9 protein-coding genes are annotated in these 12,052 nt (G+C 43.6%); all 9 read right to left on the minus strand.

The features are described 5' to 3' along the window. Positions 1 to 24: 24 nt before the first annotated feature. Positions 25 to 327 (minus strand): hypothetical protein, encoded by a 303-nt coding sequence (locus ACFQ0C_RS19970; protein WP_379368818.1) that lies wholly within the window; start codon positions 325 to 327, stop codon positions 25 to 27. After that, positions 324 to 1,541 (minus strand): MFS transporter, encoded by a 1,218-nt coding sequence (locus ACFQ0C_RS19975; protein ID WP_379368820.1) that lies wholly within the window; start codon positions 1,539 to 1,541, stop codon positions 324 to 326. Before ACFQ0C_RS19975 ends, ACFQ0C_RS19970 begins: the two co-directional genes overlap by 4 nt. Before the next feature lie 252 nt (positions 1,542 to 1,793). Next, entirely contained in the window at positions 1,794 to 3,101 is a 1,308-nt protein-coding gene (locus ACFQ0C_RS19980) for a Gfo/Idh/MocA family protein (RefSeq protein WP_379368822.1), read from the minus strand. A gap of 28 nt (positions 3,102 to 3,129) precedes the next feature. Then, positions 3,130 to 4,641, minus strand: coding sequence for an extracellular solute-binding protein (locus ACFQ0C_RS19985; RefSeq protein WP_379368824.1), 1,512 nt, complete (start codon positions 4,639 to 4,641; stop codon positions 3,130 to 3,132). Positions 4,642 to 4,667: 26 nt separating this feature from the next. Further along, entirely contained in the window at positions 4,668 to 5,540 is an 873-nt protein-coding gene (locus tag ACFQ0C_RS19990) for a carbohydrate ABC transporter permease (RefSeq protein ID WP_258214677.1), read from the minus strand. 99 nt (positions 5,541 to 5,639) lie between these two features. Next, the gene (locus tag ACFQ0C_RS19995; protein WP_379368857.1) at positions 5,640 to 6,533 is read right to left on the minus strand and encodes an ABC transporter permease; all 894 of its coding nucleotides are present in this window, start codon (positions 6,531 to 6,533) and stop codon (positions 5,640 to 5,642) included. 858 nt (positions 6,534 to 7,391) lie between these two features. Further along, positions 7,392 to 9,704 (minus strand): AraC family transcriptional regulator, encoded by a 2,313-nt coding sequence (locus ACFQ0C_RS20000; protein WP_379368828.1) that lies wholly within the window; start codon positions 9,702 to 9,704, stop codon positions 7,392 to 7,394. 252 nt (positions 9,705 to 9,956) lie between these two features. After that, entirely contained in the window at positions 9,957 to 11,042 is a 1,086-nt protein-coding gene (locus ACFQ0C_RS20005) for a lactonase family protein (RefSeq protein WP_379368830.1), read from the minus strand. A gap of 275 nt (positions 11,043 to 11,317) precedes the next feature. Next, the gene (locus ACFQ0C_RS20010; protein WP_379368833.1) at positions 11,318 to 11,620 is read right to left on the minus strand and encodes a hypothetical protein; all 303 of its coding nucleotides are present in this window, start codon (positions 11,618 to 11,620) and stop codon (positions 11,318 to 11,320) included. Between the last annotated feature and the right edge of the window lie 432 nt (positions 11,621 to 12,052).

Raw genomic sequence — 12,052 nt, forward strand, 5'->3', positions numbered from 1 at the left:
AGGTGATATGCGGGCAATCCTTTCTTATATAAAAAAAGGAAAAATAAGCAGAAGCAGAGCTATGCAGACTAACGCCAACGTTGTTCGCTTCGTTAATTTACGATTAACCGGACTTTTAAACCAGCCTGAGAATTGCAACCAATTGTGGTAAGCGATAAATATAAGCAGCACATTAGCGAGTCCAGGCATCCACCACAGGCTCCCACCCATTTGGATTCCCAGCGATTGATACAAGACTCTCTCCAGTTCACCTAATACCATTAGACCTAATGCAAAAATGATGATGAACCGTATAAACTCTAATAAAAAAGTCACCCATTTCATCAATGTGCGCTCGCTCCCAACTGTTCAGCTTTTTGCTTGGCGCGCTTTGAGCCTAAGTACACAACCGTACCCGTTCCTATCAGAATCATCCCTGTTACGACAAAAATCCAATGGATGTTAAGTCCAATTCCCAGCACGCCTCCTATCAACGGTCCCGCCATAGCACCAAATTGATTGGCGCTTGTGGTCAAGCCGAATGAGCGTCCACGGAATCCGGCATCCGTATTATTAATAACCATTGTATTGATAGAGGGCGTGACCCCAGCCATGAAAAATCCGAATATAAACTGCACTACCGTAAATAACCACAGCTGCTGCACAAAATATTGGGTAGAGCCTACACAGCCAGCGATAAGCAGACAAATACTGAGGATGATGGTATAGCTATACTTCTGACCTATTCTTCCCCAAAAGGGAGAAGCGACAATGCCGGCTATACCGATAATGGAAAATATTATGCCCGAGGTTAGCACCGCACCCTGAAGCTTACCTTGAAGAGCCGCTATGTGTAACGTAAGAAACGGCTGGATCATATTAATGGACAGCTGAAAAACAAACAGTAGGAGCAGCATAAGCAAAAGTGTCCGGTTTCGTCCCGCTTCCTTCCACGTCTGCAGCACTCCAACTCTCGCATTAGTCGCTGTAGAAGCGGTCTTCCCTTCATCCACCCAGAAAATGACAGCCATAGATGCCATAAAGATGATACAGGCGGCTACGACAAAGGACATCCTAAATCCGAACCACTCCGCCAGAACACCGCCGAATAGCGGACCTAAGATGCCGCCGGACATCGTCCCAGCCTGCATCATGCCCAGGCTCCAGCCCATATGCTGTTCCGGGGTTTTCGAAGCTACGATAGCCATCGAGGCTGGGACGAAGCCGCCGACAAAGCCGTGAAGAAGCCTTGCGCCAACAAGCTGCCAAGGGCTCTGTACAATCGAGAACAAAGCGTAGATGACCGCAATGCTCAACCCTGCGCGAATAACCATCTTCCGCTTCCCATAACGGTCAGCTAGTGAGCCCCAGAACGGCGCCATAATAGCGCCAATTAAAAAAGCCGAGGAATACACGATCCCCGCCCACAGATTGACGCTTCCTTGGTCCACACCGAGATCCAACAGAAACAAAGGAAGAAAGGGCACCGACATCGTATAGCTCGAACTGCAAAGAAGCACACCTACAAATAATATCCACATCGTACGTTTCCATGGTTCCATGCTGACCACTCCGATACGTTTATTAATTTATTGTTAATGGTACCCCTTTCATCGGCAAAATAAAAGATCGTTTCTTAAGTGAAAGTTACTTACCTATATGTTAGTTAGATACATATTCACTAAGGAATTCCCCTCTCTTATGTTACTTAATGAATGAAGAATGTCGATATTTCCCGGGAAACTATTTGGAATTCTGGTTGAAAAAAGAGCCTCATGCTGTACGCATGAAGCTCTACCATTTATATATTTAGGTTAGCTTTTTATTAATTCAAGCTTGCCGGATAAAACCTCGTCTATCCGCACAGCTCTTTTCTCCTTAACTGAACGCCAGACCGCTTCGCCGGTTCCGATAGAATCCGCACCGTCCTCACTGCCGGACAGGATCGTGTAAGGTCTCTTCGGATCAGGTCCAAGGAATAGATCCTCCAGCAATACCGGATCGCCGCCGCCGTGTCCGCCTTCACGATGGACAACATGAATCGTTTCCTTCGAGCCGAACATCGGGAAGTAATCGATGGTTTGCACAGGAGTAGGGAAAGGTACTCTTGCTGGCATATGGAATTCCGTCGTTTCCAATCTGCCTTTGGTTCCGTTAATAGCTAGACGATAGCCCTCATAAGGAACTGAGAAGTTAACGGAATAGCTAAGCAATGCTCCTTGATCATACCGAACTGTAGCTGTGTACGTATCCTCGATATTGATCTCAGAGTCGTAAATACAGGCATCCGGTCGGTAGTTGCTATAGGCCTCTGTCGGTCTCATATTGCCCAATGCTCCCAAGTGGTCATCCTTGATGTTCATATCTCTGCTGCGGGTAGACCAGCGTGTATAGTAATTGCAATCCTGCTTCACTTCACAGGTGCTGCAATAGCGGCCGTCCTCTTTCTTAGGGTTTAATTCACCCTCGGGACCGTAATAGTTCAGTGCGCCAAAAGCAAATGCTTCAACAGGCTTTTGCCCGATCCACCAGTTTACCAAATCAAAGTGGTGAGAGCTTTTATGAATGGACAGACCGCCGGAAACTTCACGAACGCGGTTCCAACGCTTAAAGTAGCTTGCTCCATGATAAGTATCAATATACCAGTTCAAATCAACGGATGTAATGCGGCCCAGCTTGCCTTCCAGAACCATTTCCTTGATCTTGGTATGAATCGGCGCATAGCGATAATTGAAAGTAACGGTTACTTTACCTTTGCTTTTAGCTTCGGCATCCATAATTCTGCGGCAATCGGCTCCGGTCGTAGCCATTGGCTTTTCTGTAAGTACATCCAGATCATGCTCCAACGCACTGATAATGTAGCCAGCATGAGTATCATCACGGCCTGTTACGATAATGACATCTGGTTTCGTTTCCGCAACCATGCGGTCAAAATCATTAGCTCCGTATTGTTGAACATCGGCGAGCTGCGGAAACTTCTCCTTACAGATATCATGGCGCTTTGGATCAATATCGAGCAACCCTACTACTTCAGTGTGATTGTTAAAAGTTTTCAGCATAGGTCCGATAAACATCCCCATTGCTCTGTTACTTACTCCGCATACAGCATATCTTTTCTTCATGTTAGATTCCACCTCTGCATTTGTTTGATTATTTATTTTTCGTTTTTTCGTAATCGGCCTTATACTCTTGCATCACTTTGGAACCGCCAGCCTGCATCCATTTGTCGATTTCAGCCTTCCAGCCGGCTTCATCAATTTTACCCATAATGTATTTCGTTTGAGCGTCCCAAATGATCTGCTCCAGGTTTTTGCCTTGCTCGGAATAAGTCTGTGACAGTAAATTTAGCGCTGGATTAGGAACCAAATACCGGAAATTATCCACAGCAATTTTTTGACTTTTCTCACCCAGCGGCGTATCCTTCAACTCAGCTACATTATAGCCCTCGATTTGCGGCAAATTATCACGATAGGGCTTCACTTCTCTTTGGAAGGCTGTAAAATTGATATACTCCGTTTTATCCCCGGTTTTCACAAAGTGCTTGTTCTCAACCCCTCTAAGAAGAAGCGTAGCCATAGGAGGGTCCATCATTTGATCCAGGAAGGTAAGCACCTTCCTTAATTCCTCCTCGGTTTTAACGGAGGATTTGGGAATAACATAGAATCCGTTATTTCCCGTTTCACCGGCGACACGGATACCTTGTGCCCCTCGCATCGGCTCTACTTCAACGATGGACCTCGGATCCGTCTTGGATAAGCGATCCTGCTGGCTCTTAGCATTTTGTGCAACAGCTACGCGAATGCCTACCCGACCGGAGTCGTACAGCTTCTCAGCTTCCGATTGGTCGAACACAGCAAAATCCTGATTGATCAGCTTCTCATTATACAGCCTTCTGAACAGCTTCAGCATTTCACCATATTCTTTGGACATGAATTCGGGTACGAAGCTCCCATTTTCAATTGACCATTTATTGGGCGCTCCCAGACTAACAGCCAACCGTGTGGCTAGAGAGGCTTGTCCTTCATTGTACTTTTTGTACAAGACCATGCCGAACGTATCGTTTTTGCCATTTCTATCAGGGTCATTCAGTGTCAACGCTTTGAGTACTTCATACCATTCATCTATAGTTTTGGGCTGCTGCAATCCCAAGTTGTCCATCCAGTCCTTCCGGTAAATGAATGCAGCGCGGCCCATCTCTCGAAAATTGGGTATGCCGTATATTTTTCCATTAACGGATACGTTGTCATAATATTGGGCGTTTTGGGCGCTGAGATTTTTGTAATCCTTCAAAAAAGGTCCCAGCTCCCAAAACAAACCCGTCTGAATGGCCCCGACAATAGCCGGAGTATTCTCTGCTCTTAATAGCTTAGGCATCTCATTGGAGGCAATGATTACATTGATTTTATCGGTGTAAGCTGCGTTCGGAATCCATTGAAAATCAAGTTTGGTATGCGTGTAGTTCTCGATGAGCTGCTCGATCTCATTTCCTTTATCTGGAATATCACCAACTTGAGGTAAAGCAATGGAGAGCCTCATTGGAGAGCTGCTGTCCTTTACTGAAACCTTGGTTTGTTGAGCTAAAGACCCGCCGCCGCAAGCGGCAAGGGATGCCACTGCAACGAAAGCTGCGCACCCCATCGCCATCCTTGACTTCAAATTCATTCCTGAGTCCCCCCAGCTTAAAGAGATCAGCCTTTAACCGAGCCTAGCATAACTCCTTTGGCAAAATGCTTCTGCAAGAACGGATACACCAGCATAATTGGAATTGTTGCAAACACGATAACCGCCATACGAATGGTTAACGGTTGAATCTCCGCTTCCTCGAAGCCTGTGTCACCGATTCGACTTTGCGCCAGAATTACGATCTCACGAAGCAATACCTGCACCGGCCATTTGTTGTTGTCGTTAATGTACATAATGGCGTTAAAAAATTGATTCCAGTGAGTTACCGCATAGAACAGACCGAATGTAGCCATAGCCGGGAGTGACAAAGGAAGAACGATACGGAACAACACACCTACGTCGCTGCAGCCATCGATTCGAGCCGAATCCTCCAGCCCATCAGGGATTTGTTGGAAAAAGTTTTTCAAAACAATCAGGTTAAACGCACTGATAGCATTAGGAATCATCAGCGACCACAACGTATTCGTTAGTCCCATTGCTTTTACAACGAAATAAGTTGGAATCAGTCCGCCGCTAAACAACATTGTGAATAAAACAGCCATCATGATCGTTTGACGCCCACGCAATGTTTTGCGAGCTAATGGATAAGCCATAAGTGAGGTTAACAACAAATTAATCGCTGTTCCCACCACTGTGATGTAAATCGAAACGCCTAAGCTTTTAATAAGTGTGTTCGTTGAGAAAATATATTTATATGCGGACAAGGAGAACTCTTTGGGGAATAAAATGAATCCACCCTTGGCTACCTCATGCGGGCTTGTGAAAGAAACTGCAAGAATATAAATAAATGGAAGTATAGTGATAAGACTTACAAGTGTAAGCACTGTATAGTTAACGCCGTCGAAAATTTTATTGCCTAATGTGTTATCGTGATTCATGCGTTTTATCCTCCTTAGAGTTTCGCTTTTGCGAAACTGGCATTGTAAGTGTTACTTGGTTACTTCGTGATCAAAAGGGGACTTTTTCAATATCCAGGCTTAGTAGACGCCTTCTTCACCGAATTTTTTGGCAAGCCAGTTAGCGCCCATAACAAGAGCTAATCCAACGACTGACTTAAACAAACCAACCGCGGCGCTGTAGCTGAACTGCGACTGCGTCAAACCTTTTACATACACGTAAGTATCGAACACTTCCCCAACCTCACGGTTAGTCGGAGTCAGCATCAGGAAGATATGCTCGAACCCTGAATCCAAGAAAGAACCCAAACGAAGTATTAGCAAAATAACAATAGTGCTTCGGATAGCAGGAAGTGTAATATGCCACATCTGTCTCCAACGGTTAGCTCCGTCCATCCGTGCAGCTTCATACAATTGCAGATCAACACCGGATAAAGCAGCCAGGAAAATAATCGTGCCCCAACCTACCTCTTTCCAAATCGATTGAGTAACTATCATAGTTCTGAACCATTCTGGCTCCAATAGAAATGCGATTTTTTCACCAGTAATAACGAAGAGCAATTCATTAAGAATACCGCCCTCAGTAGTAAGCAACATATAGAAAACACCTACTACAACAACCCAGGACACGAAATGGGGAACATAAACCAATGTTTGTACAAAACGCTTGAATCTCTCTCTTCTAACCTCATTCATCATCAAGGACAATACAATGGGAAGTGGGAAAAAGAAAGCTAGGTTGTAAACCGCAAGCAATGCTGTATTTCGGAACAACTCAAAAAACTGCGGCTCGCTGAAAAAGCGGGTAAAGTGTTTTAAGCCTACAAAAGGACTGTCCATCATACCTAAATGTGGTTTGTAATCCTGGAAAGCAATGATCAAACCGTACATAGGGACGTATCTAAATATGATAAAAAACAGCACCCCCGGCAGTAACATAAAGTACATCCATCTGTCTCTGATCAAATCTTTCATTAAAGGGCTGCGTTGTTTAACCTTTACTTTTGCATTTGTATTGTTCACTAGTAAACTCATAAACTGTCCTCCCAACATGCTTTGTTGTCTGATTTAACTTTATTATCACACCTTAACTCAGAACAGGCTATCGCCTTAATTAAACTTGTTGTAATACAGTATTTTCACTTAGGTTTCATCGCGTTTTAAAGCCATATTAAGGGGTTTAAGCGCGCCAATAGTCGAATTTCAACCTTGAATCGACTTTATTTAACCTCATTCTTCCTTGAAAAATCAGCATATGCAGATATAAATCCAAAAAATGAGCGCAGAGGAACCACCCCGTCCCGTCTCTGAAAAAAGTGCGGTATCATCGGCCTTGGCTTCTTATTATCGGTTTTGCTTATTACAGGCGCGCCTCTGGATGCATCAATAGGGGTTTCATTCGGGGCAAAGCCCGGTAACTGAAGCTTTGGATGACAATCTACATTGTCTTTTGAAGTGTTGTACTTACCGCAGCCGCATCGTTAGGATCATAAATTTAGCTTGATCAGGTATAAATAGCTATGCTTCAATATCAGTTGGCAATAGTGAACATGAGAGCCATGCTAGGTCCCCTAAATTAGCGGGAAATCCTCAAGTTAATAAAAGCATATGCAAATGAATCGCCTAAATAACAGGAAAGCGTCCTGTTATTACCAACATTTTTGGTGTTTTTCCTCCAATAGCGCTTTATTAGATGGAGCTATTCCAGTTAAATCTATATAAACGATGAAGTGGAAAAATTAGCTCCAGAAATTCCAGTTAACCCATCTCTACTGCCCCGACCATGAAAAAAAAGATCCGGGCAGCTATCGCCCGGATCTTCACTCTATCCTATCATTGGTCTCTATTGTATTGCTCCCTGTACTGCCCTGGCGTCACTCCGACAATTTTCCTAAAGGTTCGGATAAATGCCGTCGTATTTGTATAGCTCAGCTTCTCGGCAATTTCGGAGATTTTCCAGCTTGTATTCTCAAGCCATGTCTTCGCCATATTCATCCGATATTCCGCCAAATATTCACTGAAGTTGATCCCCATCTCCTTCTTGAACACCCGGCTTAAGTACACCGGATGGAAGTTAAGGATCGAAGCACAGGCCTCGAGCGATATTTCCTGGTCGTATCTTTCATGAACAAGCCTCACCATCTGAGTTGCAATATTTAAATATTGCGATTCGGCCTGTTGGTTCAAGAAAGCGAGAATCGGTTCGAAGAGGATGTTCTTAAACCATTTGATAATATCCTCCAGCGTGTTCAGCTTCAGGAAGTGCTCGATCGAAGCTTTATCTCCAAGCACTTTTTTAACGGCTCCACCTTGCTCCTGAACAAGCTGAAATGCTTTTGAAATGAGCTGCATCATCAGTACCGGATATTCATTAAAGTGGATGTCCTTACTTACAATAGCCGTAATATATTTATCAAAAACCTCGTCAACACGCTGCACATCGCCCAGCTTCAAGGCATTAACCAACTGATCCTCGAGCAGCTTCAGCTGAGTGTACACGGTAACTTCCATAGGCTGCTTGCCCGCATCAATATCCTCGTAATGGACAATAATAGTATGACCCAAGCTCATTCTGCATTTAAGCGCCTCCAGGCACTCTCCGTAACCATTCACGGCTTCCGTTACTTTATAGAATGGCCGACTAATCCCTATGCTAACCGGAAGCTGCAAAAATTCGTCAACCTTATTCTTAATAAGTTCCGCTGTTTGATAGAAATAGGTTTTTAATTCATCTTCATTTTCCAAGTCGCTGGTCATTAATGTTACTTGTGATAGCTCCAGCAAAACAGGACTAAACCGTTTATTCTGCGGAACGAGCTCACCTACGATATTATTGATGGCAAACAGCAGGAGCTCCCTGTCATGCTCCTCATAGCGGGTTTCATCCAACGAATCGATCTGTAGGGTCAGAACTCCAAGTCTTTTCCATTCAGTTGGAAAACCGTACATTTGTGAACGGTAAGCGAAATCATTATCAGACAGCTGCCCGGTAAAAAGCTTGAGCACAAAAAATTCCTTCAGCTGTGAAAACTGGCCGCTAACCTGCTGCTGCAGCTGCTTCTCTGTACTAAACATAGTTCGGAAACGCTCTTCTAATGAAACAAATTCATCTCTGGGGTCTTGTCCTTCCGTATGAATTCCTTTCGTAAACTCGGATAATCGTTTTATAGGAGAATACATTTTTCTGCTGCCATAGAAAGCGAACAGAGCAATTAAAGCGAACAAAATCGTACAAACGATAAATGTAATCCAAGCTATTTTCTTGGATTGCTGCGTAATGTCTTCAATGGATACGGAAGAAACATAGATCCAACCATTATACGGAGAGGAACGGTAAGAGACTCCGAGCTCCGTACCATTAACCTTCGTATTAAAAAATCCGAATTCATCTTGGGTTGCATGAACCTTTTGAAGAACAAGTTCGTGGATGGCCCGATTATTTTCAGACTCATTTTGATCCGAAAGGAAATTATTTCCATCTCGATCAAGAACAAACACGTCTCCAAGCTTCTTATTGTTAGAAAGCAGGCTGCTTACTTGATTATTTAATATCTCAACGACCAGCAGCGCCTTAGGCTGGCTTAAAGTAGGAACGACAGGAATTTTGTAAACCATACGGATAGCTGGAAGTGTGAATGATTCCTCCGCAGCAGCAGCAGAATCAACCGCTTTATCATTTTTCCGTGCACCGGTGTCCCAGAATAAGCTGGTGTTAGGCTTCTTAGCATAAGCCGCAAACGTATCACGCTCAGCAAATGCGCTATATTTTCCAAAAGTAGAAAAGCTGATCATCCAGTCCTTCTGTATATTAACCAAATAAGCTTCACGAACACTTGTAAAGGTTTGCAAATTGTACAAGCCCGTTGATAAGCTCCGTACCTCTGTAAAATCATCCGAAGTCAAATTTGCATTCAGAGAATTAATGACCTGCGGTGAATTGATATATTGCAGCGAAGTCAACTCCAGCGTCTTCAATACTTGCTCCACACGCATTTGCGTCTGCAGCAATACCTGCATATTCCCTTCCTTCACTTTCTCTTCTATATCATTAGAGGATATAAAATATGAAATAATTCCTATGGAAATGACAGGGATCGTCGCAAGAATAAAGGTAAAGCTAAAGAGGCGCATTAAAAATTTAGGCATCGGGCGACTTTCCCTTCTTGTAGGCGTTGACTAAATTCTTTACAATTTCAAGCAAGACAAAAACAAACCATTCGGATCTACCGACAGTTCGGGTTCATTATACAGCAAGGTGTGCGGTTACTGCAAACAATCAACTTAATGCTACAGCCGCAAAGCAAACAATTACATAGATGGGTTGGCTATAAAAAAAAGCAAAAAAAGCGGTTCAGCCCAGCTCGGGTCTGAAACCGCCTTTTATTCAAAGAAGCTAATTTACGCTTGAGACGACATAGGATAGAACCGCACGCATGTTGGCTGCGATATTGAAATATGTTGGCCGGTTGAGGTCAGCTTACCGCTCGCCAGGTCGACCTTAAATAGCTGTACCGAATCGGAATCCTTATTGGCTGCGAACAAATAACGGCCGCTTGGAGTCAGGCTGAAATGACGCGGATGACTGCCCAGCGTAGAGGTATGATCTACCAGCGTCAGCATACCCGTTTGCGGATCGATTGAAAATACTACAATGCTATCATGTCCCCGATTGGAGCCGTATAAAAAGGAGCCGCATGGCGATACTTGCACTTCAGCGCAGCTGTTATCGGAGCCATCATATTGCTCCGGAAGCGTATTGACGATTTGCACCGGCTCCAGCTTGCCTGCTTGACGATCATAGGATAGCACCGTCAAGGTTGAGCTGAGCTCCTGAATGACGTAGGCATAGTCCAATGTCGGATGAAACGTCATATGCCGCGGCCCTGATCCAGGTGTCAGGTGAACCTCATCATGCGGGATCAGCTTACCTTCTGCTCGATCCAATCGGTATACCATGATTTTATCTAAGCCAAGATCGGGAACAACTACGAATTGATCGGACGGATCAGTGTAAATCGAGTGCGGATGTGCGCTTTCCTGGCGCTTAGGCATAATGCTGCTGCCTTCATGCTTCACCTGATCACATAATTCGCCAATTTGGCCGTCTTTACTAAGCGGCAGCAGAGAAAGTGTGCCACCTGAATAGCTGACCAGCATGAGGAATTGCTCGGCGTGATCTGTATTGATATGAGTTGAGCTCTTGTCTGCAGTGAACTGCTGCCCCAATAAGTTAAGCTTGCCTGTACCCGCTTCAATCCGGTAAGCGACCGCTGCCGACTTAACCGTCTCCCCTTCAGCTTGAGAGAATGCATAAAGAGTCTCATGCTTGGGGCTTAGTTTCATGAACGATGGGTCCTTCAAGCCCGACACGAACTCTATGAAGGACAGCTCCTCTTTTTCTTCGTCAAAATGATAAATATAAATACCCGGCGACTCTTTACCCGCATAGGAACTGAAATAAGCTATGTACTTTGCTGCTTCCATACTTTCATCTCCATTCTTCTTTAAATCATCCCTCCTATTGTATCCTAAATTATTGCTAAAAAGGAATCTCTGTATTCGAAGCCATTTATTTCGAGGAATCTGCGATCTCAATGGATAATGGACCGAAGATCATTAGATCAATGGATTGAAGATCATTAGATCAATGGACTGAAGATCATTAGATCAATGGACCGAAGATCATTAGAATCAATGGATTGAAGATCATTAGATCAATGGACTGAAGACCATTAGATCAATGGACTGAAGATCAAAGATCAATGGTTCTTGACAAGATCTTGACTGCAATCGACATAGAACGGGTAAACGAGCGTTGGATCATGATCCGGTACCTTTTGAGCTTGTGTTTGTGATTGTGTTGTTGATTGGGCTTGTAACCGGGTTTGAGATTCTTCTACTAATATAGTGATTTTTTCATTTTTCAAAGATGGATTGGTTTCAATATCCAAAGAGTGAACCTTTTCATATCCCCTTCTTACAACGTCCATAAACAGAACCAACATAAAGCCAATAACTAATACGACTATTGCATAAATCACAAGCTTTTCATGAAGTGTCATTAATTAGTCCTCCTTAGTGTTTCGTTTTAGTGAACCTTACTTTATTGGGTTGGAATCATTTAGCTGGCGGTGGACAGGCGGCAGGGTTTCTATGAATCTACTCCTTTTTAATAGATTACCTATTAACTAGTAAAAATGTACTCGAAAGCTGCTGTCATTATGTGACTTTTATTGTTAATAAATCACATGACAGTATTCGACAAGGTTCCACATATGGGTTTACAACCAATTTAAATAGCTACTCATTGAGTTACTATCAGCGCTATTTATTCATATCTATTTAGTAACTTCATCCCCTGCCGCGGATTTAATTAGCTGGAAAATGCGCACTAGCGTTGCATCGAAGCTAACACACAAATATTAATTGTATAATTTACTATTTATGTAATTATATATTATATTTTCATGGACAAAACATAAAAAAATCTCCAG

This window comes from Paenibacillus sp. GCM10027630 (assembly GCF_042676305.1).
In the GTDB taxonomy this organism is placed as follows: domain Bacteria; phylum Bacillota; class Bacilli; order Paenibacillales; family NBRC-103111; genus Paenibacillus_S.

Excerpts from the sequence above, each read along its gene's own strand:
- ACFQ0C_RS19975 (WP_379368820.1), bottom strand. The coding sequence starts at position 1,541 with ATGGAACCATGGAAACGTACGATGTGGATATTATTTGTAGGTGTGCTT.
- ACFQ0C_RS19980 (WP_379368822.1), bottom strand. The coding sequence starts at position 3,101 with ATGAAGAAAAGATATGCTGTATGCGGAGTAAGTAACAGAGCAATGGGG.
- ACFQ0C_RS19985 (WP_379368824.1), bottom strand. The coding sequence starts at position 4,641 with ATGAATTTGAAGTCAAGGATGGCGATGGGGTGCGCAGCTTTCGTTGCA.
- ACFQ0C_RS19990 (WP_258214677.1), bottom strand. The coding sequence starts at position 5,540 with ATGAATCACGATAACACATTAGGCAATAAAATTTTCGACGGCGTTAAC.
- ACFQ0C_RS19995 (WP_379368857.1), bottom strand. The coding sequence starts at position 6,533 with ATGAAAGATTTGATCAGAGACAGATGGATGTACTTTATGTTACTGCCG.
- ACFQ0C_RS20000 (WP_379368828.1), bottom strand. The coding sequence starts at position 9,704 with ATGCCTAAATTTTTAATGCGCCTCTTTAGCTTTACCTTTATTCTTGCG.
- ACFQ0C_RS20005 (WP_379368830.1), bottom strand. The coding sequence starts at position 11,042 with ATGGAAGCAGCAAAGTACATAGCTTATTTCAGTTCCTATGCGGGTAAA.
- ACFQ0C_RS20010 (WP_379368833.1), bottom strand. The coding sequence starts at position 11,620 with ATGACACTTCATGAAAAGCTTGTGATTTATGCAATAGTCGTATTAGTT.